23 protein-coding genes are annotated in these 26,407 nt (G+C 64.4%); 11 read left to right on the top strand and 12 right to left on the bottom strand.

The features are described 5' to 3' along the window. Window positions 1–108: 108 nt before the first annotated feature. Genes U1739_RS15635 through U1739_RS15625 form a run of 3 tightly spaced genes read left to right on the top strand, consistent with a single transcriptional unit; the run spans window position 109 to window position 4,855 of the window. A complete protein-coding gene (locus U1739_RS15635; protein WP_332709498.1) occupies window positions 109–2,073 on the top strand; it encodes a beta-galactosidase in 1,965 nt (654 codons plus the stop codon). Beyond that, window positions 2,070–3,404, top strand: a complete 1,335-nt coding sequence (locus U1739_RS15630) for an alpha/beta hydrolase family protein (RefSeq protein ID WP_332709497.1) — start codon at window positions 2,070–2,072, stop codon at window positions 3,402–3,404. The genes U1739_RS15635 and U1739_RS15630 overlap by 4 nt, the downstream gene beginning before the upstream one ends. Further along, window positions 3,401–4,855 carry an SLC5 family protein gene (locus U1739_RS15625; protein ID WP_332709496.1) on the top strand — a complete coding sequence of 485 codons (1,455 nt, stop codon included), beginning with the start codon at window positions 3,401–3,403 and terminating at the stop codon, window positions 4,853–4,855. Before U1739_RS15630 ends, U1739_RS15625 begins: the two co-directional genes overlap by 4 nt. A 91-nt stretch (window positions 4,856–4,946) precedes the next feature. Here U1739_RS15625 and U1739_RS15620 read toward each other — a convergent pair whose 3' ends face one another. Beyond that, entirely contained in the window at window positions 4,947–7,760 is a 2,814-nt protein-coding gene (locus tag U1739_RS15620) for a TonB-dependent receptor (protein WP_332709495.1), read from the bottom strand. A gap of 185 nt (window positions 7,761–7,945) precedes the next feature. On the opposite strand from U1739_RS15620, the gene U1739_RS15615 reads away from it, so the two are divergent. Next, window positions 7,946–9,520, top strand: a complete 1,575-nt coding sequence (locus U1739_RS15615) for a tryptophan halogenase family protein (RefSeq protein WP_332709494.1) — start codon at window positions 7,946–7,948, stop codon at window positions 9,518–9,520. Further along, entirely contained in the window at window positions 9,517–10,239 is a 723-nt protein-coding gene (locus U1739_RS15610; RefSeq protein WP_332709493.1) for a SapC family protein, read from the top strand. Before U1739_RS15615 ends, U1739_RS15610 begins: the two co-directional genes overlap by 4 nt. A 159-nt stretch (window positions 10,240–10,398) precedes the next feature. Here the strand turns inward: U1739_RS15610 and U1739_RS15605 are convergent, their stop codons facing one another. After that, window positions 10,399–13,620 (bottom strand): glycoside hydrolase family 2 TIM barrel-domain containing protein, encoded by a 3,222-nt coding sequence (locus U1739_RS15605; RefSeq protein ID WP_443025576.1) that lies wholly within the window; start codon window positions 13,618–13,620, stop codon window positions 10,399–10,401. Window positions 13,621–13,761: 141 nt separating this feature from the next. Here U1739_RS15605 and U1739_RS15600 point away from each other — a divergent pair, with 141 nt between their 5' ends. Continuing rightward, window positions 13,762–14,472 (top strand): FadR/GntR family transcriptional regulator, encoded by a 711-nt coding sequence (locus tag U1739_RS15600; RefSeq protein WP_332709492.1) that lies wholly within the window; start codon window positions 13,762–13,764, stop codon window positions 14,470–14,472. Between the two features lie 129 nt (window positions 14,473–14,601). Here U1739_RS15600 and U1739_RS15595 read toward each other — a convergent pair whose 3' ends face one another. The 3 genes from U1739_RS15595 to U1739_RS15585 all read right to left on the bottom strand — a co-directional run bounded on the left by U1739_RS15595 (window position 14,602) and on the right by U1739_RS15585 (window position 16,971). Continuing rightward, a complete protein-coding gene (locus tag U1739_RS15595; RefSeq protein WP_332709491.1) occupies window positions 14,602–15,549 on the bottom strand; it encodes a manganese catalase family protein in 948 nt (315 codons plus the stop codon). A gap of 316 nt (window positions 15,550–15,865) precedes the next feature. Further along, complete coding sequence (locus U1739_RS15590) at window positions 15,866–16,204, bottom strand: hypothetical protein (RefSeq protein ID WP_332709490.1); 339 nt, start codon at window positions 16,202–16,204, stop codon at window positions 15,866–15,868. An 11-nt stretch (window positions 16,205–16,215) separates the two neighbouring features. Continuing rightward, window positions 16,216–16,971 carry a competence/damage-inducible protein A gene (locus tag U1739_RS15585; protein WP_332709489.1) on the bottom strand — a complete coding sequence of 252 codons (756 nt, stop codon included), beginning with the start codon at window positions 16,969–16,971 and terminating at the stop codon, window positions 16,216–16,218. Window positions 16,972–17,035: 64 nt separating this feature from the next. Here U1739_RS15585 and map point away from each other — a divergent pair, with 64 nt between their 5' ends. Further along, entirely contained in the window at window positions 17,036–17,860 is an 825-nt protein-coding gene (gene map, locus U1739_RS15580) for a type I methionyl aminopeptidase (protein ID WP_332709527.1), read from the top strand. Between the two features lie 5 nt (window positions 17,861–17,865). Here map and U1739_RS15575 read toward each other — a convergent pair whose 3' ends face one another. Next, window positions 17,866–18,249, bottom strand: a complete 384-nt coding sequence (locus U1739_RS15575) for a type II toxin-antitoxin system VapC family toxin (RefSeq protein WP_332709488.1) — start codon at window positions 18,247–18,249, stop codon at window positions 17,866–17,868. Beyond that, entirely contained in the window at window positions 18,246–18,545 is a 300-nt protein-coding gene (locus U1739_RS15570; protein WP_332709487.1) for a type II toxin-antitoxin system Phd/YefM family antitoxin, read from the bottom strand. Before U1739_RS15570 ends, U1739_RS15575 begins: the two co-directional genes overlap by 4 nt. Window positions 18,546–18,761: 216 nt before the next feature. On the opposite strand from U1739_RS15570, the gene U1739_RS15565 reads away from it, so the two are divergent. Then, window positions 18,762–19,100, top strand: a complete 339-nt coding sequence (locus U1739_RS15565) for a P-II family nitrogen regulator (RefSeq protein WP_332709486.1) — start codon at window positions 18,762–18,764, stop codon at window positions 19,098–19,100. Window positions 19,101–19,212: 112 nt separating this feature from the next. Beyond that, on the top strand, window positions 19,213–20,625 hold the full coding sequence (gene glnA / locus U1739_RS15560) for a type I glutamate--ammonia ligase (RefSeq protein ID WP_332709485.1): 1,413 nt from the start codon (window positions 19,213–19,215) through the stop codon (window positions 20,623–20,625). A gap of 174 nt (window positions 20,626–20,799) precedes the next feature. Here the strand turns inward: glnA and U1739_RS15555 are convergent, their stop codons facing one another. The 4 genes from U1739_RS15555 to U1739_RS15540 all read right to left on the bottom strand — a co-directional run bounded on the left by U1739_RS15555 (window position 20,800) and on the right by U1739_RS15540 (window position 22,888). Further along, window positions 20,800–21,588 carry a hypothetical protein gene (locus U1739_RS15555; protein WP_332709484.1) on the bottom strand — a complete coding sequence of 263 codons (789 nt, stop codon included), beginning with the start codon at window positions 21,586–21,588 and terminating at the stop codon, window positions 20,800–20,802. Between the two features lie 158 nt (window positions 21,589–21,746). After that, on the bottom strand, window positions 21,747–22,115 hold the full coding sequence (locus U1739_RS15550; protein WP_332709483.1) for a VOC family protein: 369 nt from the start codon (window positions 22,113–22,115) through the stop codon (window positions 21,747–21,749). 84 nt (window positions 22,116–22,199) lie between these two features. After that, entirely contained in the window at window positions 22,200–22,586 is a 387-nt protein-coding gene (locus tag U1739_RS15545; RefSeq protein WP_332709482.1) for a helix-turn-helix transcriptional regulator, read from the bottom strand. Beyond that, window positions 22,547–22,888, bottom strand: a complete 342-nt coding sequence (locus U1739_RS15540) for a helix-turn-helix transcriptional regulator (RefSeq protein ID WP_332709481.1) — start codon at window positions 22,886–22,888, stop codon at window positions 22,547–22,549. The genes U1739_RS15545 and U1739_RS15540 overlap by 40 nt, the downstream gene beginning before the upstream one ends. Before the next feature lie 292 nt (window positions 22,889–23,180). Between U1739_RS15540 and U1739_RS15535 the strand changes: the two genes are divergently transcribed. Then, window positions 23,181–23,855, top strand: a complete 675-nt coding sequence (locus U1739_RS15535; protein WP_332709480.1) for a carbonic anhydrase — start codon at window positions 23,181–23,183, stop codon at window positions 23,853–23,855. Between the two features lie 29 nt (window positions 23,856–23,884). Here the strand turns inward: U1739_RS15535 and U1739_RS15530 are convergent, their stop codons facing one another. Then, the gene (locus U1739_RS15530) at window positions 23,885–24,859 is read right to left on the bottom strand and encodes a quinone oxidoreductase family protein (protein ID WP_332709479.1); all 975 of its coding nucleotides are present in this window, start codon (window positions 24,857–24,859) and stop codon (window positions 23,885–23,887) included. Between the two features lie 123 nt (window positions 24,860–24,982). Here U1739_RS15530 and U1739_RS15525 point away from each other — a divergent pair, with 123 nt between their 5' ends. Then, a complete protein-coding gene (locus U1739_RS15525) occupies window positions 24,983–26,407 on the top strand; it encodes an aldehyde dehydrogenase family protein (protein WP_332709478.1) in 1,425 nt (474 codons plus the stop codon).

Below are 26,407 nucleotides of genomic sequence, written 5' to 3'. Positions count from 1 at the left end.
GTCAAATTACCCGATAAATATGCCTGACAAATACGATGCTGCCGACCGTATCCGGTTCGGGACGGCACAATAGCGAGGCTCCGGACGGGAGCGACTGGGGGGTGGGACGTGCTCGGGGTCTGCTATTATCCGGAACATTGGCCGCGCGATATTTGGGCGGACGACGCGCAGCGGATGGCTGCACTCGGGCTCAGCTACGTGCGCATCGGCGAATTCGCCTGGTCGCGGCTCGAGCCCGATCCCGGCCGCTACGATTTCGAATGGTTCGATGCCGCAATCGATACGCTGGCGGCCGCCGGCCTGAAAGTGGTGATCGGCACGCCGACCGCGACCCCGCCGAAATGGCTGATCGATGCCCATCCGGAGATCCAACCGGTCGACCCCGAAACGGGCCGTACACGCGGTTTCGGATCCAGGCGGCATTACGACTTTTCGAGCGACGTCTATCGCGATGCCTCGGCGCGCATCGTCACGGCGCTGGCGGAGCGCTATGGCCAGCATCCCGGCGTCGCTGGCTGGCAGACCGACAACGAATTATGCTGCCACAAGACCACGCTGAGCGCCTCGCCGGTCGCGCGCGAGGCGTTCCGATCCTGGTGCCGCGATCGCTACGGCGACGTCGCTGCGCTCAACACCGCGTGGGGCACCGTCTTCTGGTCGATGGACTATCGCAGCTTCGACGAGATCGAACTGCCGGTCGGCGCGGTGACCGAAACCAATCCGTCGCATCGGCTGGCCTGGTATCGCTTCTCGTCCGACCAAGTGGTGCGCTTTCACGATGCCCAAGTCGAGCTGCTGCGGCGGCTTTCGCCGGGGCGCTTCGTGACGCACAACTTCATCCCCATGAACGAGACCGGGATCGACAATCACCGGCTCGCCCGCGATCTGGATTTCGCATCGTACGACAATTATCCGCTCGGCCGCACCGACCTGTGGATGGCCGACGCCGCGCCGGCCGACTTCAAGCGCTACATGCGTACCGGCCATCCCGATTTCGGCGCGTTCTTCTTCGATCAGACGCGCGGACTAGCGCCGGGCGCGTTCTGGATCATGGAGCAGCAGCCGGGGCCGGTGAATTGGGCGATGCACAATCCCGCGCCCGCGCCCGGCATGGTGCGGCTTTGGACGCTGGAGGCGTTCGCGCATGGCGCCGGCGTGGTCAGTTACTTCCGCTGGCGTCAGGCGCCGTTCGCGCAGGAACAGATGCATGCCGGGCTATTGCGCCCGGACAGCAGCGAAGCCGCCGCCTGGCCCGAGATCGAGGCGGTGGTGCGCGATCTGGCGGCGCTCGACCTGGATACCATGCCGACGGCGCGCGCGCGGGTGGCGCTGGTGGTCGATGTCGAGGCGCAGTGGCTCGGCGAGATCGAGCGACAGGGCAGCAGCTATGATTATACGCAGATCCTGCTGCAGCATTATGCGGCGCTGCGCGGGCTCGGCATTGATGTCGATTTCATCGCGCCGGATGGCGACCCGGCCGGTTATGCGCTGATCGTCGCACCGTCGCTGGCGATGCCCCGGCCGGGCATGGCCGAGCGACTGGCAAGTGGCGGCGCCATCGTCCTGTTCGGGCCGCGGTCGGGCGCCAAGACGCCCGAGCTGACCTATCCCGAGGGGCTGCCGCCGGGGCCGTTGCGCGACGTGCTGCCGATGCGCGTGCTGTCGGTCGAGACGGTGCGGCCGGGCTGCGACGACAGTTTCGAGTGGAATGGTGGATCCTACCGGACCGGCAATTGGCGCGAGACGATCGCGCCCGGTGACGACGTCGAGACGCTGGCACGCTACGACGATGGTGGGCCCGCCTTGCTCCGCAAGGACCGTGTCCTATACCTTGCGACGCTCAGCGATGCGGCGTTCGTCACCGACCTGCTCGAAGCATTGTGCGCCGAGGCGGGGGTGTCGACGGTGCGCCTGGCTGAGGATATGCGCCTGCGGCGACGCGGTAATCTGGTGTTCGCCTTCAATTACGCGGCGGTGCCGGTCCCGGCCCCCGCCGCCGCCGATGCCGTATTTTTGATCGGCGAGCGGCAGATCGGCCCGCGCGACGTGGCAGTGTGGAGGGAGAAAGCATGAACGACGTGGTCAAGCGGATCGGCATCTGGCTGGCGACGGCGGCGGCGGCACTAGCCGCCCCCGCACAGACGCAGGCGCAAGCGCTGCCCGATGCACCGCAGCTCGCGGTGCCGGGCCCCAACGCGGTCGGCGTGATGCGGCTCGATGTGACAAATCCGGATCAGCCCGATCTGCTGTTGCCGGCGACCGGCGGCATCGCGCGGCACGATCGCGTGCTGCCGTTGACGATCTGGTATCCCGCGGCGCGCCCGGCCCGGGCCACGCCGGCGCACTACGTGCCCTATGTGCCCGGCCCGCAGGCCAAAGGCGGTCGCACCGGTACGGCCTTCACATCAGCCGCGCCGATCCGGGGCCACTTCCCGCTGGTGGTGTTTTCGCACGGCTTCCACAATTGGGCGACCGGCTTTGCCGATCTCGCCGAGCATCTCGCCTCGCGCGGTTATGTCATCGCGTCGATCGATCATAGCGACGCCGATCGCGCCGCCAAGATCCCGCCGCTCGCCGCATTCGGGATGACGGTCGTCAGCCGCAGCGCCGACCAGCGCTTCGTCATCGCTGAGCTGACGCGCCGCGCGGGCAGCGGGCCGTTGGCCGGCGCCTACGATGCCACGAAGATCGCGCTGATGGGCTATTCGATGGGCGGGTTCGGCGCACTCGCCACCGCCGGCGCCGGCTTCGATCCGGCCAGCCCGCTCTATAAATTGGTGCCGGGCGACCTGCTCGCGCCTTATGCCGCTGGCGCGCCGCTGATCGCGCAGGGGGCGCCGGCCGGGGTCAAGGCGATCGTCGCCTTCGCGCCCTGGGGTGGCGGCGCACCGCTGCGCGCCTGGAAGGCAGCGTCGCTCGGCCAGATCCGGACGCCGACGCTCATGGTGGTGGGCGATCATGACGATGTCAGTGGCTATGACGGCGGCGTGGCCTGGCTCTACGCGCAGCTGACCGGCGCCGATCGGCGCATGCTGGTCTATCAGAACGCCCACCACAATGTCGCCGGGGACGGCACGACGGGTTTGACCGGCGTGGATTTCGCCAAGGTCGAACAACTCGAAGAACCGGTGTGGCGGCGTGACCGCATCCTGGCGATCAACCGCCATTTCGTCACTGCCTTCCTTGATGCGACGCTGAAAGGCGACGCCGCGCATGCCGCCTTCCTTGCGGTGCCGACGATCAAATCCGACGCGGGCGTGTGGCCGCTGGCGCAGGGGGCGAGCGTCGGCGCGCAATTCGCCGCGCCCGGCGACGCCGGATCGAAAGGCTATTGGCCCGGCTTCCAGCGCCGCTGGGCGCTCGGGCTCGAACTGCATCACGACCTGCCGAAGGATGCGCGATGAATTTGCAACTCACCCAGGCGTGGATCGCCGCGAGCCTGACCGCCGCGATCGCCTTCTTCACCTATCTCAAATGCCGCGGCGAGGCGCGGCATGCGGGCAATTCCAACAAGGAATTCTTCCTCGCCGGCGGCGGGCTGTCGTGGCTCTATATCGCCGGTTCGATCACCATCACCAATTTGTCGACCGACCAATTGCTCGGCATGAACGGCAACCAGATGGCGCTGCTCGCCTGGTGGGAGCTGTCGGCCGTGGTGGGGCTGAGCATCCTCGCTTGGGTGTTCCTGCCGATCTATTACCGCAACGACTGCACCACGGTCACCGAATTGCTCGAGAAGAAATATGGCGACAAGAATGTGCGCGCGGTGATCGCCGCCATGTTCCTGCTCGGCAATATCGCGGTGTTCCAGCCGATCGTGCTCTATTCCGGCGCGTTGATGATGAAATCGATGTTCGGGCTGCAGATCCCCACCATCCTGCTGGCCGCGATCTTCGGCGTGGCGGGATCGTTCTATGCCATTTTCGGCGGCCTGCGCGCCGCTGCCGTGGTCGATACGTATAGCGGCATCCTGTTGCTCGGCATGGCGATGCTGGTCGTGTTCCTCTCGATGGCGGCGATCAACTACGATTTTTCGGGCATTCCGCCCGAGCGGCTGTCGATGCTCGGCGGGCCGGAATCGCCGATCCCCTGGCCGACCTTGCTGACCGGCATGATCTTCATCCAGACCTTCTATTGGTCGACCAACCAGACGATTACGCAGCGCGCGATGGCCGCACCCAATTTGCGCGAAGCGCAGAAGGGCGTGTTCGCGGCCACCGTCATCCGCCTGCTGGTGGTGCCGGCGATCGTGGTCATTCCCGGCATCGTCTCGTACAAATTGTTCGGGCATCTCGGCGACGCGGCGTATGGCAAGATCGTGTGGCACGTGCTGCCCAATTGGCTGTCGGGGATCTTCGCCGCGGCGATCGCCTCGGCGGTGCTGGCGCATTTCACCAGCCTGCTCAATTCCTCCGCTGCGCTCTACGTCTGCGACATTCACGAGAAGTTCGTGAACCCCAACCCCAATGTCGCGCGGCTCAACCTGTGGAGCATCGTCGCCTTCGTCATCCTGGCGATCGGAATCGTGCCGTTCTATGATGGCGCGCCGAGCATCATCAATCTGGTGCAGCAGCTCAACGGGCTGATCTCCATGCCGATCCTGTCGGTGTTCGTCGTCGCCCTACTGTTCCGCGGGGTGAAGCCGAGCGCGGCGATCGCCGGCATGCTGTTCGGGTTGGCGCTGTACGGCTTTGCCACGTTCGTGTGGTCGCCGGTTCATTACATCCACATGATGGCGATCACCTTGTTCGCCAGCGTCGGCTTTGCACTGGCGGTCAACCGCTTCGCCCTGGGCGGGCGGGCGACCTTCGTGATTGGCGGGGCGCGGGCGGGCGGCCCGGCGGTGGCGCAATAATATCGCGCCGCACGCGGCGCACCCCAGCGTCAGCCACAAAGAAGGGGCCGGCTCATCGAGCCGGCCCCTTTCTCTTGGACGCTGTCGCCGATCAGAAGTTCAGGCGGAACCCCACGTCGTAGCGCGGACCGGTATTCTGGTAATTCAGCACCTGATTGTCGAACCGCCCGGTCGTGATGTACTTGGCGTTGAACAGGTTGGTGCCCTCGATGAACACCTGCGCATTGTCGGTGACGTTGTAAGCCGCGCTGCCATCGAACTGCCCGTAATTGCGCACGAACACCGGCTCGTTGCCCGGGCCGCCGGCCAGCGTCTGCAGAAACTTCTCGCGCCGATTATAGGCAATCCGTGCGGAAATACCGTATTTCTCGTAGAAGACGGTGGCATTCTGCGAATTGCCGATCCCCTCGGCGGCGAAGGATTGGTCCGTCACGGTAACGTCGAACGGCCGGTTGCTTTTGACGAAGGTAGCATTCGCCTGCACGCCGAACCCGCTGAGGAAGCCCGGCGCCCAATCGAGCGAGTGCACCACGTTGAGCTCGAGCCCGCGGATATCGAGCGAACCGCCGTTGCGCGGACGCCTGACGCTGAACGTCGCCGATTTCCCGTCGACGTACTGACCGGAGATATTCTGGGAGTTCGCGATCGTGAACACTTCGGGTGCGAAGACCTGAGTGATGAAATCGTTGACATGCTTGTAGAATACCGCCGCCGACAGTGTCGTCGTCCGGGTCGGATAATATTCGAACGACAGATCGAAATTGGTCGCCCGGTACGGCTTCAGATCGGGATTGCCACCGGCCGCCGTCAGCGTCGCCGGTCGCAGCGTGGTGAAGGTCAGGCTTGGCGCCAGATCGCTGAGTGCAGGACGGGTGAGCGATTTGTATGCCGCGAAGCGCGCCTGAAATTTCGGCGCGATGTTCACCCGGGCGTTCAGATTGGGCAGGAAGATGTCGTATGACGTGCTTTTGTCGATGCTCACCGCCGCACCGTTATTGGCATACACGCCGGTGTAGATGGTCGGATCGTTTTGCACCAAGTCCAGCAGTTGCTGCTGCTGACCGTACGACCGTAGCTCGGTATGTTCGTAACGTGCGCCGATGTTGACGAACCAAGGTACGCCGCCGAGATCGCCAGCAAAATCGACGTCGACATAGCCGGCATAGACGGATTCTTTGACTCGCGTCGACGGTTGCGGGGTCGCGGCATAGCCGTTGGTCTGGGCGTACAGGCTGCCGATCGTGCCGGGCGGTAGCCCGCGGGCGGCATCGATTGCGAGCGTCGCGGCCGGGCTGGTCAGGAATTTGAGATATTCCTGCGCATCGAACTGCAGGAAGCTGGTGGGAACTGCCCCCCCGCCGAACGACTTGACCGTGAACGGCGACAGCAGCGACGGATCGGCCGAGGTGAGATAGCCGCAATAGAAGCAACCGATATTCGGGTCCGACGTGATCGGCACGTTGCGCTTGTCGCGCGAGGTGCGCATCAGGCCGAAACGCAGCGTCTTGAGCGCGCCGGTTTCGGCCTTCCATTCGGTGTTCAGGCGATATTCGGTGACCTTCTCGGTCACGTCATCGCCGCCGATGCCGGCAATGTGGGTTCGCCCGAGCGCCGGCGTGGTCAGCGCGCCCGGCGTATAGCCGAACGTCGACGGAATGCCGCCGCCCTCCGGCGCCTGGAAGCTGTACGTTGTCGGCGTGCCGATCACCACGAAATAGCCCTTGCCGCCGGCCGCGTTCTTGGCCCGCGACCGGCTCGCATCGAGCACCACCTTCACCGAATCGCTCGGGCGCCATTCGATGTTGCCGCCGAATTCGTAGGTCGTCGTCTCGCGAACCGCGCCCGACGACACGAAATCGGCATTGCCGTTGGTGGTGAGCGAGGTGATGGTGCGATTGCTGTCGACCGTGTACGCGGTGTAGCTCGACGGCTCGAACCAGCTGCCCAGGCTGTGGGCCTCCTGATCGCTCTTGAATTTGTTGTACAGGCCGTCGACCGTAATAGTCAGTTCGTCGGTCGGCGCATATTGCGCAACGAGCGTCGCGCCAAGGCGGGTGCGCCGATCGACCGAATTGCCGATCGCCTGGGTCCGCGGTGCATATACCCCGCGGTCTCCATCCGGCGCTTTGTACAGCGATCCACCCGGCCCGAGCTCCCGCTGCAGGAAATACCCGTCATTGGTGATCGAATCGATCGAGGCGACACGGCGCTGATAGGATAGGGACGCGAGCACGCCGATCGTGCCGTCCGCGAACGTATCGCTGAGCAGGCCGAAAACCTGCGGCGTGAATTTATCACTGTTCTTTTCGTACAGCGCCTTGGCCGAGAAGACGCCCTTGAACCCCTTGAGATCGAGCGGGCGGGGGGTCTGCACGTTGATCGTCGCACCGATGCCGCCGCCCTGCAGCGGCGCCTGCGTGCTCTTGTAGACCTGCGCGCCGCTGATCAGCTCGGCGGGAATGAGATCGAACGAAAATGCCCGGCTGTAATTGTCGGAGGCGAAGCTGCGGCCGTTGAACAGCACCGTGTTGAACGCCGGCCCGAGCCCGCGGACCGTTACCGATCGGCCTTCGCCATTGCTGCGGTCGATCGCCACGCCGGGAATGCGCTGCAGCGACTCCGCGACATTGGCGTCGGGGAACTTGCCGAGATCTTCCGACGATATGGCGTCCAATATGCCGGAGGCATCGCGCTTCTGCGCCGCCGACGAGGCAAGACTAGCGCGGATGCCGGTGACAATGATCTCGGTCTCAGTGCCGTCTTCTTCGATCGACGGTGGCGCTGTCTCCTGTGCGGACGACAAGGATGAAGCACCGGCAGCGCTCTGATCGATCGGCTGTTGCACTTGGGCCAGTGCCGGCGTCGCCGCGAGCAGCGCGATGATGGCGGCCCCAGCTCCCCCCATCAGTATCTCGACTCGCCGATTAGCCTTCTTCAGACGCGACAAACCCGACATATCTTCCTCCCCCCAGAGCTTGATTTCCGTGTCATTGCACGGTTTGAACGAATTAAGGATATTGCATTTGTCTGGTTTATCAAGTGTCTTTCTGACACCGCAATCATAACGACATTACAGGCCGGGAGAGCAGCATGCCGACGGGGCAAAAAGACGCGCAGACAGGCGCGATCCGGACCATTGTGGTCGTCGGCGGCGGCTCGGCCGGCTGGATCGCTGCCGCGCGATTGGCGGCGAGAAATGCGCGCGGCACCGACGACATTGTCGTCAAGCTGATCGAATCATCGAATATCCCGACGATCGGCGTCGGCGAAGGCACGTGGCCGACGATGCGCAACACGCTGGCCAAGATCGGCATCAGCGAAACCGCGTTCGTGCGGTCGTGCGATGCGGCGTTCAAGCAAGGGGCCAAGTTCGTCGGCTGGAAGGACGGGTCGCCGGGCGACGGCTATTATCACCCGCTCAATCCCCCGGCCGGCGCGACCGACGTGAACCTGTCGCCGCATTGGCAGCCGCTGGCCGATCGCACGCCCGACCGGGAATTTGCCGATTGGGCCGATTTCCAAGCGGCGCTGTGCGATGCCGGTCTGGCGCCCAAGACGATCACTGCGCCCGAATATGGCGGAGCAGCCAATTATGCCTATCATCTCGATGCGGGCAAGTTCGCGACGCTGCTGCGCGAGCATGCCGTCGGCGAGCTCGGCGTCGAGCATATTATCGGCGATGTCACCGGCGTGACGATGGCCGATAATGGCGACATTCAGTGCCTCGATCTGGCTGATGGCGGCAGCGTCGCCGGGGACCTGTTCATCGATTGCACCGGCTTTGCCGCGCTGCTGATCGGCAAGATCTATGACGTACCGTTCCGCCCCTGCGGCGACATCCTGTTCGCCGACCGGGCCATCGCGATGCAGGTCCCCTATGCCCGCGACGACGCGCCGATCGCCAGCCACACTATCTCCACTGCGCAAGACGCGGGCTGGATCTGGGACATCGGCCTGTGGACGCGCCGCGGCACCGGCTATGTCTATAGTAGCGCGCATATCGACGACGATGCCGCCGAGGCCGCGCTGCGCGCTTATATCGGCCCTGAGGCCGAGCATCTCTCCGCCCGCCGCATCACCATAAAGGCAGGACATCGGGAGCGTTTCTGGCAGAATAATTGCGTCGCCGTCGGCCTGTCGGCGGGCTTCCTCGAGCCGCTCGAAGCCTCCGCGCTGATGCTGATCGAGGCGTCGATGGATGCGATCGCCGATCGCCTGCCGCGCACCCGCGCCGCGATGGACACCGCGGCAAAGCAATTCAACGCGGCCTTCACGCATCATTGGCAGCGGATCATCGAATTCCTCAAGCTGCATTATGCCATCACCAAGCGCGTCGACACCGATTTCTGGCGCGACAATGCCGCGCCCGGTTCGATCCCGGACTCGCTCAAGGAACGGCTCGACTTGTGGCGGCTGCATCCACCAGCCCCACAGGATTTCGCCCATGCGCGCGAAGTATTTTCCTGGCCGAGCTACCAATATATCCTGCACGGCATGGGGTTCGAAACGCACTATCCGCCGATCGCGGCGACCTCGCTGGACGCTGCGATTGCGCGCCGCTCGATCGGACGGATCGACCGGCTCCGCGCCGACGCGGTGGCGCAGATGCCGAGCAACCGCGACCTGTTGCGCGCTATCCGCGAGCATGGGCTTCAGGCGGTATGACCGGGACCGTGCCGCTAAATGCCACGCGCCATCATGCGTTGCGCGTCGATGCGATGGCCGGTGCCGCTGCGCGACAGTTCGTTCAGATCGGCCTTTCGGAAATCGCGCTTGCCGCTGCCGACATGCCGTTATGCCTGGCCAAGGATGCGCAGACGGGCCGCTTCAATCTGATCGCCTTGTTCGGGCTGGTCGAACCGCGCAACCTGTTCTGGCGGAACGATCACCTCCATGCGACCTATCTGCCGCGCGCGGCGTCGCTCACCGGCTTTCGGCTGCATGACGCCGGCCTGGTCGGACTGGCGCTAGACGAAGGCGACGCATCGCTCGGAACGCGCGGCCCGGCGCTGTTTGCAACCGATCATTCGCCCCTTCCGATCCTGACCGACATCCGCGCCGCGCTGGATACCCTCGTCGCCGACATTGCCGCCGCCCAAGCGCTGATCGACGGCTATGCACGGCACCGCCTGATCCGACCGCTATCGCTCCTGCTGCGCCACGACGACGGCCAGGAACATGCCGTGGCCGGGCTTTATGGCCTGGATGAAGAGGCGCTGGCCACGCTCGACGATGCGACCGTGATCGCGATGCACCGCGCCGACCAGCTCGCGCCGGCGGCGGTGATGGCCGCGTCGCTGGCGCAGGTCGAACGGTTGCGGCAGCTTCACAACGGATCCCACCCGCGGACCATCGCCTCGTACAGCCTAACGCTGGGCGACTAGAGCAGGATCACGCCAATAGCGTGCCTTCCCCGGCGTAGGCCGGGGCCCAGTCAAGGGCCATGAATTGGCTGGCCTAGCGCTTCGTTACCTTAACCTGTCCGCCTGGGGCCCGGCATTCGCCGGGAAAGCGCGTCGGGGCAGTGCACCGATTCCAGGGGCTTATTCCTCCCCGGTAGCGGTGGCGATACGCGCCTTTTCCGGCGTGGTACCCTCCCCTGCAAAGGGCGTGAGGCGGAACGCGACGCGAGCGGCGCCGAGCGTCGTGCGATAGGCCGGCAGTGGCTTGCCGAACTCGCTCCATGCCGTGTCACCGCCGACGCCCCATTGGGCACTATCCACGAGCAGCGTGACCTGGCCATGCGGCACCACATCGGTGGATTTCCACGTGCCGGGCAATTTGCGATCAAGATCGGCATAGGGAAAGGCCAGCGCGTTCATCATCAGCGGCGCAGCGCCCTCGACCCTGAGGCCCCTGCCCGCGCCCGACAGCTCCATCCAGCGCACGTCGATCTTGTTGCCGGTCTCCTGCGGGCGGATGTAATCATGGTTCTGCGCGGCGATCGCACCACGCCACAGGCCGATCGCCGCGGACGTCTTGCGGTCGACATAACTTTCGTGCGGGCCGCGACCATACCATTCCACCGTGGTGACATCGATCGGCAGCGCGAATGCCAGGCCGACGCGGAACGGCGGCGGCAGGTCCTGCTTCACCGGGGTCAGCGCGCCGTCGACCGCCACCGACCCGTCGCCCGCCATCGTATAGGTCGTCTCGAACGTCGCCGCGCCTCCGCCAAGGTCAAACCCAACGACGATGCTCGTGCCGGCATCGGTACGCTCGGTGCGGACGCTGCGAACGCTGCGAACGATGCGTGTTTCGCTCATCGTCTTCCAGGGCTGGAATTGCCACGCCGTACCGACACCAACGTCGTTGTCGGTCGGCGCGCGCCAGAAATGCGGCGCACCACCGCTCGCCAACTGCCGACCGTCCTTGGCGTAGCGCCGGATGAGGCCGGTGGTGCGATCGATCTCGAGCGTAGCGCCGTTGGCGCTCAGCACGACCGCGCCCTCCCCCTCCCGCACCGCAATCGAGCCGCCCGACCGCGTGACGATACGAGGCGTGCCGCCGAGCGCAAACTGCTCGAAGCCGAGGATCGTCCCGGCCGCCACTAGCGGCACCGCCCCATCCTTCGCCCGCACGCGCACCGTGACGAAATATTCCGCGTCGGCGCGGCGCGGCACGGTGCCGAGCGGCAACGCGATCGTCTCGCTACCGCGTGCTGCCGTGGTCAGGCCGGGCAGCTTGCCGGACGCTACGGCAACGCCATTCTCCGCGACTTCCCATTCGAGATCGAAGCCCGATAAATCGCGGAAATCTTGCCGGTTGCGCACCGTCACGCGCCCGCTCGCCGGATCGAACCCGTCGAATTGCATCGGCGCATACACTTTCCGCAACTCGAACAGCGCCGGATTGGGCGTGCGGTCGGACTGCAGCAGGCCATCGCCGAACTCGATATCGCCGCCGGGATTGGGACCGTATTCGCCGCCATCGCCCCAATAACGCCGGCCATCCTTGGTGTAGCGATACATCGACTGGTCGACCCAATCCCAGATGAAGCCGCCCTGCAATTTGTTCGGGTGCGCGTAGATCGTGTCCCAATAGTCCTTCAGATTGCCGCCGGAATTGCCCTGCATATGGCTGTATTCGGTCTGGATCACCGGCTGCTTGAAGTTCCAGTTGGTGGCGTAATCCGCCAGCTTGACCGCCGGATCGTACATCGGGGCATAGATGTCGGCATACCAATTGGGGCGGTGATCGCTGATCCCGTCCCACGTCCCCCAGCCGAGATAGCTGACCAGCCGGTGCGGATCGCGCGCCTTGGCGGCGGCGGCGGCGGCCTCGAAATTGGGCCCGATCCCGGCCTCGTTGCCGAGCGACCAGAACAGGATCGAGGGATGGTTCTTGTCGCGCTCGACCATGTTGACGACGCGGCTGACATGCGCCGCCTGCGACGCCGGATCGAAGCCGATCTGATATTTGCCGCGCTCGCGCTCATGGCGGTTCGCATAGTCCATATAGGCGTGGCTCTCGATATTGGCCTCGTCCATCACATACAGGCCGTAGCGATCGGCCAGGTCGTACAGATACGGATCGTTGGGGTAATGCGAGGTGCGGATCGCATTGATGTTGTTGCGCTTCATCAGCTGCACGTCGCGCTCCATCGACGCACGGCTGATGACATGGAACGTCTCGGGGTCGTGCTCGTGGCGATTGACGCCGCGGATCGTGATCGGTCGGCCGTTGACGCTGACCAGCCAGCCCTTGATCTCGACCGTGCGGAAGCCGATCGCCCGCGCGGTGGCGTGGACCACCTGCCCGCGCGCATCTACCAGTTCGGTCACCAGGGTATAAAGGTTCGGCGTCTCCGCGGTCCACGCGCGCACCGCCGGCACCGTCCCGCTCAGCACGACGCTGCGACGGCCTCCCGCGGGCACGGCGCGGCTTACCGTCAGCACCGTCCGCTCGCCGTCGAGCAGCACCATGCGCGCCGTTGCGGCGTCGCCGCCGGTTACCGCCAGATCGACCGCCAGACTGCCGTCGCGATAGGCCGTATCCAGCCCGGCATGGACGAACGTATCGGCGATGCGCGTCTTCGGCACCGCCATCAGATAGACCGAGCGCTCGATTCCCGACACGCGCCAGAAATCCTGATCCTCGAGATAGCTGCCATCCGACCAGCGAAACACCTGGATCGCGATCGTGTTGCGTCCGGGCTTCATGAAGCGCGTGACGTCGAACTCGCTGGGCAGCTTGGAATCCTCGGAATAGCCGACCTTCGCGCCGTTCACCCAGACGTAATAGGCCGACCCCGCCGCGCCGATGTGCAGCACCACGTCCTCCCCTTTCCAGCCCGGCGGGACGTCCACGTCGCGGCGATAGGACCCGACCGGATTGGTGGCGTGGGGGATGAGCGGGCGGTTGGCGGGAAAGGGATAGGTGATATTGTTGTAGCGCGGCTGATCGAAGCCTTGAGCCTGCCAGTCCGCCGGCACGGCGATCGACTTCCAGCTCGACACATCGAAATCCGGCCGCTCGAACCCGACCGGCACTTGATCGGCGTTTGGCGACAAGGCGAACTTCCATTGCCCGTCGAGCGCGACGTAGCGCGCCGACGCCGCTTCCTCGCCTGCCAATGCCTTCGCCCGCGACTCGAACGGAAAGCCGGTGGCGCTGGCGGGCAGCTTGCCGCGCGCGAACACCGCGGGATTTTCCCAATCGGGCCGCGCAGGATCCACCTGCACCGGCTGAACGCGTGGCGCGTCCTGCGCGGCGGCCAAGGTGGGCGCGAGTATCGCAGCGCCAAGCAACAGCATCGAACGCATCGTCGTCCTCCCCCACGGCACTCGTCAGTGTCTCATGTCGGACAATAAGCGTTCGTCACGGCGGCGCAACCGGCTGCGTGTCGGATAGCGCTTTGTCATTACTTGCACCCTCCCCTATGTTCGCCGCAGGACGGAGAGGAAATGGCAGCAAAAGTGGGGCGGCATGCGCCCGCCCATATCTGTATCGCGCGGTCGATCGGCGTGGCGATCGTAACCGGCGTGCATGAACCGCGGTCGCTGCTGCCAGGCGAGATCGAGCTTGCCGCGACGCACGGTGTGTCCCGCAGCGTGATCCGCGAATCACTGCGCATGCTCGGCGCCAAGGGGCTGATCGAAAGTCGACCCAAGACCGGCACCCGCGTCCGCGACCGCGCGGACTGGAACCTGCTCGATCCCGAACTGCTCGGCTGGATGTTCGAGGGAGTCCCGCCGCGCCACTTCGTGCAGAGCCTGTTCCAGCTGCGCATGATCGTCGAACCAGCGGCTGCGGAAATTGCCGCTACGGATCGCACCGCCAATCAATTGTCGCGCATGGGCCATTGCCTGGAGCTGATGGCGCAGCATGGGCTCAATACCGATCTCGGCCAGCAAGCGGATCAGCAATTCCACGCCATCATGCTGGAGGCCACGCACAACGAATTGCTCATCAGCCTATCGGCGACGATTGCCGCGGCGGTGCGCTGGACCACCTTCTTCAAATATCGCGCGTCGCGCCATCCGCGCAACGGGCTGCCCGAGCATCGCATCCTGTTCGAGACGATCGCCAATGCCGATCCCGCCGCGGCACGACGGGCAACCGAAACACTGGTACGGCAAGCCCAGCTCGACACCGAGGCGGCGTTTGGCGCGTGAACACCGCAAGCTGGGCTTCCGCGCGCAAGCAACCCAGCTGAAACGACAGCGCGGCCGGCACCTATCGATGCCGGCTGCGCCAGTTCGTCAGGAATGACCGGCCGCCAAATGGGCGGCCGGTCAAACCAATTACATCGCGTCGGCCATCTTGCTGGCCTCGTTGATGTCCGCCGCGCCACCAAGGTCCTCACCGGTGATCAGGCCAGCGCCGGGGCCGGCACCCAGATCGACACCGGTCTCGGGGTCGCTCGTCGGGTCGGATGCCGTGCGCTTGGCCAGTTTCTCGGCCACTGCCTGGTCGGCCTTGCTCAGCCCGACCGTCGCGGTGCCGTCACCGCCGTCGATCGGCATAGTCTGTTCAAGATCGTCGATCCGCTGCCACTGCTCGCCCGAATTCCACGGCCCCGTCTCGTCGCCATCACCCTGCGAGGTGTTGACGTAGACATTGGCATATTTCTCGATGCCGGGCAGCTTGCCCGCCGGGAAATTGTTCTCGATCGCATACAGTGCTTTCTCGAACGACTTCTGATGCGCCACTTCGCGGGTCATCAGAAAGCCGAGCGCTTCCTTGATGCCGGGATCGTCGGTGATGTTGATCAACCGCTCATAGACGATTTTCGCGCGCGATTCGGCGGCGATGTTGGAGCGCAGATCACACGTTGGATCGCCGCGGCTGTCGATATAGGCCGCCGTCCATGGCACACCGGACGAGTTGGTGAGCGATGGGCCGCCGCCGTACAGCAACGACTGGGTATGGCTGTTGCCGCCCGCGGTCATCGACAGATAGAGCTCGGCCTCTTCCATCGCGCCTTCGGACACCTGCGCCTTGACGCCCTTGTTGAGCATGGCGACGATCGAGCCGATCACTTCGAGATGGCTCAGCTCCTCGGTCGCGATATCGAGCAACAAATCCTTGCGACCTGCGTCCAACTCACCAAGTCCTTGTGTGAAATAGCGCATCGCCGCAGCGAGTTCACCATCGGCGCCGCCGAATTGCTCCAGCATTAGCGATGCCAGGACAGGATTTGGCTCGGATACTCGTACGGTATATTGCAACCGCTTATTATGCATGAACATGTGATCGTCTCCAGATCATGGGATCGGTAACTAATCGCATGGCGCCAGCGAGCGTTCCTTTTGCGAACAGATCGCACACGTCTTTCGCACTGATCCGCATCAGCGTGTTTAATTTGAACTTTATTTTGGCGTCCGATGGGCCGGGACTGCGGTGCGGGTCATCGGACAAGGCGATCGCATGTGCCGCGCCCGTGCGGCCGCCGGGCCGGCTATCTGATTCAACTGTCGCGCGGTATCGCCCGAAGCGCCGCAGCCTCAGCTCGTACGCAGGGGCTGCCAGCTGCCGTGGGGCCAATTCCAGCCCCGGGCAACGTGCCTAGCGCTGCAGCGACTTGGGCACGCCGCTGACCTGGAAAATTCCGCCACGCTGCAATCTGATCAGATATTGCGCGCCGGCATTGCATTCCACCGCCCAGGTTGGCTTGCCGTCGACGCGGCCCCGCGACACGACGTTGACGATATTCTGGCAATTGTAATCCGCGTCGTTGATCGCGCGGAAAAAGGCGGTGCGCTGCTGCACGGGACTCAATTTGGCGATCTGCGCCTCGACCGGATCGGGCCCGGTCTGCGCCGGTGCGGCGACATTGCCGGTCGCGGCGGGCTCGTTGCACGCGACGAGCAGGCTGCAGGCGATCAACACAGCCGATACTTTCATCGTCATTCTCCTCAGATTCCGCCGGGGACCACATCGCGCCCGGCGGCGGTCAACGCGGCCGTCAGGTCAACGACGCAGGCATCCAGAAGTTCGCCATCGGTCGCGCGCACGACGAAATTGGCTCCGGTTCGCCCCTCGCGAAAAAACGGGTAGCTGCCGATCGCCACGCCTTCATGCGCCTTCTCGGCGGCGCGCAAGATATCCGCGACTTCGCTCTCGCCGACCCAGCAGCCGATCGTCTTAGACTGCACCGGCAACCCGCCTTCCAGCGTACCGGTCAGCGCGTCGAGCATGCCTGCGGTAATATGCGGCACGCCGGCCATGATGAACACGTTGTCGATCTGAATGCCCGGAGCGCCGGACATGCGATTCTCGATCAGTTCGGCGCCGTCGGGCACGCGCGCCATGCGCTTGCGCGCCTCGGTCAGCCCGCCGCGGGTCTCGTAATAGCGTTCGAGCACCGCCACCGCCTGGGGGTGAAACACCACGTCGACGCCCAATGCCGCGGCGATCGCATCGACCGTGATGTCGTCATGCGTCGGCCCGATCCCGCCCGTGGTAAACAGATAATCGTTGCGCGCGCGCAAGGCGTTGACCGCCTCGACGATCGCTTCCTCGGTGTCCGGCACGATGCGCACTTCGGCCAGGCGAATGCCCTGCACGTTAAGCCACGCGGCAATCTGCGCGACATTCTTGTCCTGCGTGCGGCCCGAGAGGATCTCGTCGCCGATCACCGCTAGTGCGGCGGTCCAGATGCGTGTGGTCATGCCAGGCGGCATAGACCGTGCAGCGCATCTCGCAAAGCCCGGCTGGTCGCGCTATATCCGCATCATGACCGATTACGTAACCGTCACTGCCGACGCGCCCATGGGCCGCACCGGCGCGATCAAGCTCCATGGCCGCGCGGCCTTCGATGCCATGCACAAGGCCGGCAAGCTTGCCGCCGAAACGCTCGACATGGTCGTGCCGCACGTCGTGCCCGGCGTGACCACGGCCGAACTCGACGATCTCATCCGCAACTTCATCGTCGACCGCGGCGGCGTGCCTGCGACCCTGGGCTATCGCGGCTACACGCATGCCAGTTGCATCTCGATCAACCATGTCGTGTGCCACGGCATCCCCAGCCCCAAGACGCTCAAGAATGGCGACATCGTCAATATCGACGTCACCCCGATCGTCGATGGCTGGCACGGCGATTCGAGCCGCATGTATCTCGCCGGCGACGTGCCCATCAAAGCGCGCCGCCTGGTCGACGTGACGTACGAATGCCTAATGATCGGGATCGATCAGGCCAAGCCCGGCAACACAATGGGCGATGTGGCGCACGCGATCCAGAGCCATGCCGAAAAGCATCGCTACGGCGTGGTGCGCGATTTCTGCGGCCATGGCCTGGGCCAACTGTTCCATGACGCGCCCGAAGTCGTCCATGTCGGCCGCCCCGGCACCGGCCCGGAACTCAAGCCCGGCATGATCTTCACGATCGAACCGATGATCAATATCGGCCGCCCCGACGTCAAACTGCTCGACGACGGCTGGACCGCGGTGACGCGCGATCGCTCGCTTTCGGCGCAGTTCGAACATTCGATCGGCATCACCGAGGATGGCTGCGAGATCTTCACGCTCAGCCCCGCCGGGTTCGACAAGCCGCCTTATTGACCGCTTCAGCGGCACCCGATCGTTTGAACCGGATAGCGCAGCACGGCGCTGTCGGTCGTCATGACGACCAAGCCGCCGCACATCGCCTGCACGACGATCATCCGGTCGAACGGATCGCCGTGCAGCCGTTCAAGTGCTGAAAGCGTGACGAGATGGGCCGTCTCGATGTCGATACGCTTGAACCCGGCACCGTCGAACGACCTGATCGCATCGCCGATATCGACAGCAAGCTTACCCTGGCTGATCTTGATCGCCATTTCCCAAGGCGACGCGACCGAATACAGGATTTCGGTCGACTGGTCCGAAAAATAACCGCGAGCGCGTGCCCCAAGCTTCGGGCTCCCTTCCAACCACCACAGCAACACATGGGTGTCGAGCAGCAGCCTCACCGTTCGGGCGGAAAGATATCGGCTTCCATAGCCGCTTCCAGTTCGGGGTCGGGATCATTGAAATCATCGGATATCCACATCTTCCCCTTCAGTGCTCCAGGGCGGCGGAAATTCGGCGAAGCGGGGTCGGCCGAAGGAACCCAGTCCTCTTCTGCAGCGACCGGCGCACGCAGCACGGCGACGGTCTGCCCGTCCGACACGATATCGAAGCACTCGCCCGCAGCGACACGCGCCAGGTACGCGCCAAAGTCGGCGCTCACCTCGCGCACTCCGACGATCTTCGACTGATCGTTCATCGCAGCCTCCTGTGTTGACATAATGTAGCGCCAATCATGCGCGATCTCAATCGTGCCACAAAACAAGGCACCGCGTCCGTGTTGCCGCCCCGTTAGGCACCGTCGGCACGGACAAACACCCGCTCCCACCCTTGCCCGCCTCTCGCGCGACTGGCACGATTGTTGTACCATGCGGGCGCGGGGCGCTGTGTTTCGCGCACCAGTTGGGGGTTTATCGTGAAGAAGATCGAAGCGATCATCAAACCGTTCAAGCTGGACGAGGTGAAGGAAGCGCTGCACGAAGTCGGCGTCAGTGGCATCACCGTTACCGAGGCCAAGGGCTTCGGGCGGCAGAAGGGCCATACCGAACTCTATCGCGGCGCCGAATATGTCGTCGATTTCCTGCCCAAGGTGAAGCTTGAGGTGGTGGTCGAGGATAGTCTGGCCGACCGCGTGGTCGAGGCGATCGCCGCCGCCGCGCACACTGGTCGCATTGGCGACGGCAAGATCTTCGTCATCCCGGTCGAGACCGCATTGCGCATCCGCACCGGCGAGCGCAACGACGACGCGATTTAACGCTGGGCCATTTGACGCGCCGCAGCAATTGGTGAAAGCGTGCTAGCGTCTTGCGGCAACAATATTCCCGATTCCGTCGGGCGGACTATCGAACACGAAAGGCATGGGGTTTATGGCTAATACGGCAAAAGACGTCCTGAAACTGATCAAGGACGAAGAGATCGAGTGGGTCGATCTGCGCTTCACCGATCCCAAGGGCAAATGGCAGCATCTGACCATGGTCGCCGGCGTCGTCGGCGAAGACGAACTGGACGACGGTTTCATGTTCGACGGCTCCTCGATCGAGGGCTGGAAGGCGATCAACGAATCCGACATGATCCTGAAGCCGGATCTCGATGCCGTATGGACCGATCCGTTCTCGGCCACGCCGATGTTGATTCTGGTGTGCGACATCGTCGAACCCTCGACCGGTGAACTCTATGCCCGCGATCCGCGCTCGACCGCCAAGCGTTCGGAAGCCTATCTCAAGACCACCGGCATCGGCGACACGATCTATATCGGGCCGGAAGCCGAATTCTTCATGTTCGACAACGTGCAGTTCGAGACGAGCTACGCCACGTCCTATTACAAGATCGACGATATCGAGCTGCCGACCAACACCGGCACCAGCTATGAGAGCGGCAACCTCGGTCACCGTCCGCGCGCCAAGGGTGGCTATTTCCCGGTCGCACCGGTCGATTCCGCGGTCGACATCCGCGGCGAGATGGTCTCGACCATGCTCGAAATGGGCCTGCCGTGCGACAAGCATCACCACGAGGTGGCCGCCGGCCAGCACGAACTCGGCCTGACCTATGGCACGCTGACCACCACCGCCGATCGCATGCAGATCTACAAATATGTCTGTCACAATGTCGCGCAGGCTTACGGCAAGACGGTCACGTTCATGCCCAAGCCGATCAAGGAAGATAACGGCTCGGGAATGCACACGCATCTGTCGATCTGGGACGGCGGCACGCCGTTGTTCGCCGGCAACGGCTATGCGGGCTTGAGCGATACCTGCCTGTATTTCATCGGCGGGATCATCAAGCACGCCAAGGCCTTGAACGCCTTCACCAACCCATCGACCAACAGCTACAAGCGCTTGGTCCCGGGTTATGAAGCGCCGGTGCTGCTCGCTTACTCGGCGCGCAACCGCTCGGCCTCGTGCCGCATCCCCTACGGCACCGGCGCCAAGGCGAAGCGCGTCGAAGTGCGTTTCCCCGACGCGATGGCCAATCCGTATCTCTGCTATGCGGCGTTGTTGATGGCGGGCCTCGACGGCATCCAGAACAAGATCCATCCCGGCGAAGCGATGGACAAGAACCTGTACGATCTGCCGCCGGCGGAACTGGCCGAAGTGCCGACCGTCTGCTCGTCGCTGCGCGAGGCGCTCGAGACGTTGGCCTCGGATCACGACTTCCTGCTCAAGGGCGACGTGTTCACTGCGGACCAGATCGAAAGCTATATCGAGCTGAAGATGGAAGAGGTCGCGCGCTGGGAAATGACCCCGAGCCCGGTCGAGTTCGATATGTACTATTCGTACTGAGGCGCGGCCATGTCCGCGCCGGTGCGCCTAGGCGCACAGGACGGATCGGCCGGCGTCGCTCAGGCGACGACCGACGACGCGGCTTTGCCGCGGCGCTGCCAACAAGAAAGGGCGTCCGGATCACTCCGGGCGCCCTTTTTCAGCATAGGCATTGCGCACGCTCGCGCTCGAAACCTACTGCTTCTTCAGCGTGAATTCCTCGGTCGTGCCCGATTTCAAATTGACCGCGGTCATCGTCATCGTCGTCGCATCGACCGGCGTGTACGTGTAGGTCCCGATCGCCTTGCCGCCGACATAATCGGTTTCGACGAAACCAGACCCGGCCTTGGTCAAGGCCACCATCGCGCCTGCCTTATCACCAACAAACGGCACCTGCGGGCCGCCCAGCTTGGCGGTATACCGCTCACCGGTACCCAGCACCATCGTCACCACGTCGTCCGCCATGCTCATCGTCGCCGTCAGGCTCTCTTCCGCGATCTGAGCGCCATCGTTGATGGCGAGCCAGGATCCGCTGGTGGCATGCGCGCCCGCCGGCGCCGGCCCGACGCGTTTGGACTTGCTGGAACTGGTCATCGACTTGCCCAGAGCATTGTCGGCCGAGACGGACGTAAAAGTCAGCATATTGCCATCGGGCGATAGCGCGACCTTGGCGGTGCTGATCGCAGCCCCTTTACGATAGCGCGCCCATTGCAATGTCGTGGCATCGACCACCGCAACGGATGCCGCATCCCAATAATCGCGACCGGAGACGGGATGCACTTTTCCATCGGCCGCGATCCTATAAGGCGGCGTACATGAGGTGCAGTCGTACACGCCATCCTTCGTCACGAATGTATCCGGCTTGGTGGATAGCTTGGCAGTACTGGTGTCGACCTTCCAAGTACCATCGAAGGGGCTGGCGGCGAAAGCCGGCGCCGAGGCCGTGAAGATAAGTCCAATCAACGCGAGTTTAATACGGTGCATCGAAGTTCCCCTGTCAAAAATGGTCAATTTTGTACTAGGGCGACCCAGCTCCAACCTACGCGTTCGGTGCAAATCCGCAATCGCGAACATACGAGACGTTGCGTAGTCAACCAATTGGACCCGGCATTTCCGCTCGTTCCCAGTCCCGGCAGCCGCCCTCACGTCCCCGGTGCGAACACCCGCAGCCGATGCCCATCGGGATCATGCGCGACGAAAGTCATGCCGAAGCTCATCCGCGTGGGCACTTGCAGGATCGGCAGGCCCCGTCCGGCCCAGGCGGCATGGAGCGCCTCGACGGCCGGCGCATCCGCCACGGCGAAGGCGATTTCGCTGGCCCCCGATTGTCCCGAACTTGCCGGTTCCACCGTCTCGCGTGCCCACAAACCGAGCATCACTCCATCGCGCAGTGGCAGCATGGCGAAGCCCGGCTTTTGCTCGACGATCGGTACGCCTAACAGGTCGTTGTAGAAGGTGGCGCTCGCAGCATCGTCTGCGACATGCAGCAACAGAAAGCTGAAATCTGGCATCGGAATTCTCCCTCAAGCGGCGACCGCTAGGTCGGGCGCCGCTGGCAGGTGATACGATGTCGTGCTGTCAGTTTATGGCAGCAGTCATTGCTCGGGCACGCCTTGTAGCGTGTGCCATTCCTTGAGCAACGCGGCGCGTCGCCGCGGATAGCGCGTGGAGGAGACGTTCAGCGCCGTGATGCGATCGGTCCTGAAATGGCGATAGCCCTGGCGGAATTCGCACCACGCGACAACGACCCGCGTACGATCGAAAAAGGCCAGGGCGACCGGCCAGACGGTCCGCTCGGTGGCGCTGCCGCGTTCGTCGGCATAGGCGATGTGCATCGCGCGCTCGGTGCGGATCGCCTGGCGGATCGCCACCAGTTCGGCATCGCCGGCTGCGATCGGTTCGCCCGGCCCGATGAGCAGGCCGGACGCGGCGATATTGTCCTTCAGATCGTCCGGCAACACCGCGCCGATCTTGGCCAGCACGCCCCGCGCGGCCTTGCCCAACGATCCGTCCGCGCGTTCCGACACCCGCGCGATCCGAGCACCAGCGCCTCGATCTCCTCTTCGGAAAACATCAGCGGCGGCAGCATGAAGCCCGGGCGAAGCACGTAACCCACCCCCGCCTCGCCGGCGATATGCGCCCCTTGCGCCTTCAACGTCTCGATATCGCGATAGAGCGTGCGCAAGGATATGCCGAGTTCCTCGGCCAGCACGGCCCCCGTCACCGCGCGCCGATGCTGGCGTAGGATGTGGATCAGATCCAGCAGGCGCTGCGCGCGCGACATGGCGTGGGCCCTCCAATTTCGCTCAGCGCATGCTGTCACGATAGGGCAGGAGCGCCAAGTCGATCTGCCCGCTGGCGGCCAACCGCTGGGAAGGCGTTACCCACTATCAGCCTATTGGCGCGGATACATGATTTGACACAATTCCGACACCAACATTGGCCGCGCAGCCACTATCTGTCGGCGGGTCCAATCTTGTGATGAACACAGCAGCGGCCCGAGCAGGTTGAAACGATGCCCATGGCGACGACTTCGACGTGACCGAAGCTGTGTCGTCTATTCTGAGGAGTAACTGATGACCTATTTTGCCGATCTCGTGGAAGGATATCATCGCTTCCGCACCTCCGATCTACGCCGCCAGCGCGACCGGTGGCTGGAGTTACGCGAGGGGCAGAGCCCCAAGGTGATGGTGATCGCCTGTTCCGACAGCCGCGTCGAACCCTCGCAGATCTTCGATACCCTGCCCGGTGAGATTTTCGTGGTGCGCAACGTCGCGGCGTTGGTACCGCCGTTTGAAACCCGTGCGGGTTTCCACGGGGTCTCGGCCGCGTTGGAATTTGCTGTCACCAAGCTCCAAGTGGAAGAAATCGTCGTTATGGGGCACGGCGCCTGCGGCGGCTGCAATGCGGCACTGAGCGGCGCGTTCCGCGATGCCGAGCCGGGCGAAGGCGGTTTCATCGCCAGTTGGGTGAGCATCCTCGACGATGCGCGGATCAAGGTGAAAGACCGCTGCGGCGATCGCCCCGAAGCCACGCGCGAGATGGAATATGAAGCCGTGCGCACCTCGCTGACCAACCTCCAAAGCTTTCCCTTCGTGCAGAAGGCCATCGCCGAAGGGAAACTGGCGCTGCACGGATCGTATTTCGCGCTCGAAGATGGTCAATTGCGCGTGATGGATGAAGACGGCGAGTTCCGTTTCCAACAGCCCGCGCAGATCGACGCGAGCCCGTTGCAGCCAGTCGCCGGCTAACCCGTCAGGGGGCCGGCCGGCCGGCCCCCTCACACCACCAGCACCGTAGCCCCCCGCGTCTCCCCCGCCTCCAGCGCGCGGTGCGCCGCAGACGCATCTTCGAGCGCAAAGGTCTGCCCGATTTCCGGCACGATCGCACCGTTGCGCAGCATCTCGAACAACCGCGCCACCCCCGCCGCGCGCTCCTCCGCCGTCACGTAATAATGGAACAGCGTGGGCCGCGACACGAACAACGATCCCTTGGCCGCCAGCACGCCTAGCGCGACCCCGTCCACCGCGCCGCCGGCATTGCCATAGCTGACGATCAGCCCGCGCCGCGCCGCGCTGTCTAGCGAGGCCGCCCAGGTCGCTTTGCCGATCCCGTCCAGAATTACCGGCACGCCCGCGCCCGAGGTGATTTCGCGCACACGGCGCGCGATATCCTCGCTCTTGTGCAGGATGACATGATCCGCTCCGGCCGCACGCGCCTGCGCGGCTTTCTCCTCGCTGCCGGCAGTGCCGATCACCGTCGCGCCGATCGCCTTCAGCCATCCGACCAGCAGATGCCCCACCCCGCCTGCCGCGGCATGGACCAATACGGTCTGCCCGGCCTGTACCTTGGCGCAGCGCTCGATCAGGAATTCGGCGGTGCAGCCCTTGAGAAGGATCGCGGCGGCGGTGCGGTCATCCATGTCGTCGGGCAATGGCAGCAGCGTGCTCGCCGGAACGTTGCGCGCGGTGGCATAGGCGCCCAGCCCCGGCCCGAACGTGCCGACTCGGTCGCCGATCGCCAGCCCGGTCACGCCCTCGCCCAGCGACTCGACGATGCCGACCGCTTCCGACCCCAACCCGCTCGGCAGCGTCGTCGGGTACAGGCCGGTGCGATAATAGGTGTCGATATAATTGAGCCCGACGGCGGTATTGCGCATCCTGACCTCGCCGGGCCCGGGATTAGGCAGGTTGAGGTCGATCCACTCGATCACCTCGGGGCCGCCGGTGCGGGTGATCTGGGCGGCGCGCGTCATGTCTCGGTCTCCTGAATCCACCGCCCGATCGTAGCGCTTGCGTTTCAGGTTGCAACGCTTCGCCGGCCGCGCCATCACGGCGGCAACCGCGTACCGGATATTCAAAAAGACGAGGAGGCGATGATGAAAAGCTATCTGAAACAGTATATCGACGGCACATGGGTCGAGAGCGAGGGCGGCACGCGCCACGCGGTGATCGATCCCTCGACCGAACAACCGGTCAGCGAGATCACGCTCGGCAGCCAGGCCGATGTCGATAAGGCCGTGGCGGCCGCGAAAAAGGCCTTTGCCAGCTATTCGCAAACTTCGGTGGAGGAGCGCATCGCGCTGCTTGGCCGGGTGATCGAAGAATATAAGACGCGCATGCCCGATCTTGCGGCGGCGACCAGCGAGGAAATGGGCGCGCCGATCGGCTTTGCCAATGCCGCCCAGGCGCCCGCCGGGCTGGGCTATTTCCTCGGCACGCTGAAGGCGCTGCAGGAATTCGAATTCTCCGAAGCCGTGGGCAAGAACCGAGTCGTGCACGAGCCGCTCGGCGTGGTGGCGATGATCACGCCGTGGAACTGGCCGCTCAACCAGATCTGCGCCAAGGTCGCCCCCGCGCTCGCGGTCGGCGATACGATGATCCTCAAGCCGTCCGAGGAAGCGCCGGGCTGCGCGGTGATTTTGGCCGAAATCATGGACAAGGCCGGGGTGCCCGCCGGCGTGTTCAACCTTGTCAATGGCGACGGACCGGGCGTCGGCGCGGCGCTGTCGACCCATAAGGATGTCGACATGGTCAGTTTCACCGGCTCGACCCGCGCCGGCATCGCGGTGGCCACCGCCGCCGCCGCGACGGTCAAGCGCGTGCACCAGGAACTGGGCGGCAAGGCGCCCAACCTGGTGCTCGAGGGCGCCGATCTCGCTACCGTGCTGCCGCCGACGATCGCCGGCGTGCTGGCCAATTCCGGGCAGAGCTGCATCGCCCCGACCCGCCTGCTGGTGCACGCCAGCCAGGTCGCCGACGCCACGGCCGTCGTCAAAGGGATGATGGAGGCGACCAAGGTCGACGCCGCCAGCGTGATGGGCGCGCATATCGGTCCGGTGGTCAACAAGGCGCAGTTCGAGAAGATCCAGGATCTGATCCAGTCGGCGATCGACGAAGGCGCTACGCTGGTGACCGGCGGCACCGGCCGCCCCGACGGCCGCAATGCGGGCTTCTTCGTCAAGCCCACGCTGCTCGCCGACGTGACACCCGAGATGCGCATCTACCGCGAGGAAACGTTCGGCCCGGTCGCCACGATCAGCAGCTATGACGACGCCGATCAGGCGATCGAGATGGCCAATGACACGGTCTATGGCCTGTCGGCGACGATCTCCGGCGATCCGGCGGCGGCGGCGAAAGTCGCGCCGAAGCTGCGCGCCGGCCTGGTCACGATCAATTCGTGGGCCGGTGGTGGCGGCACACCGTTCGGCGGCTACAAACAATCGGGCAACGGCCGCGAGGGCGGCAAATATGGCCTGACCGACTTCATGGAGCTGAAGACGATCGTCGGCGAACCGGCCTGA

It is taken from the genome of Parasphingomonas puruogangriensis (genome assembly GCF_036663635.1).
Classification (GTDB): domain Bacteria; phylum Pseudomonadota; class Alphaproteobacteria; order Sphingomonadales; family Sphingomonadaceae; genus Sphingomonas.
The sequence above is the reverse complement of the archived record's forward strand: the minus strand, read 5'-3'. Positions and strand labels throughout refer to the sequence as shown.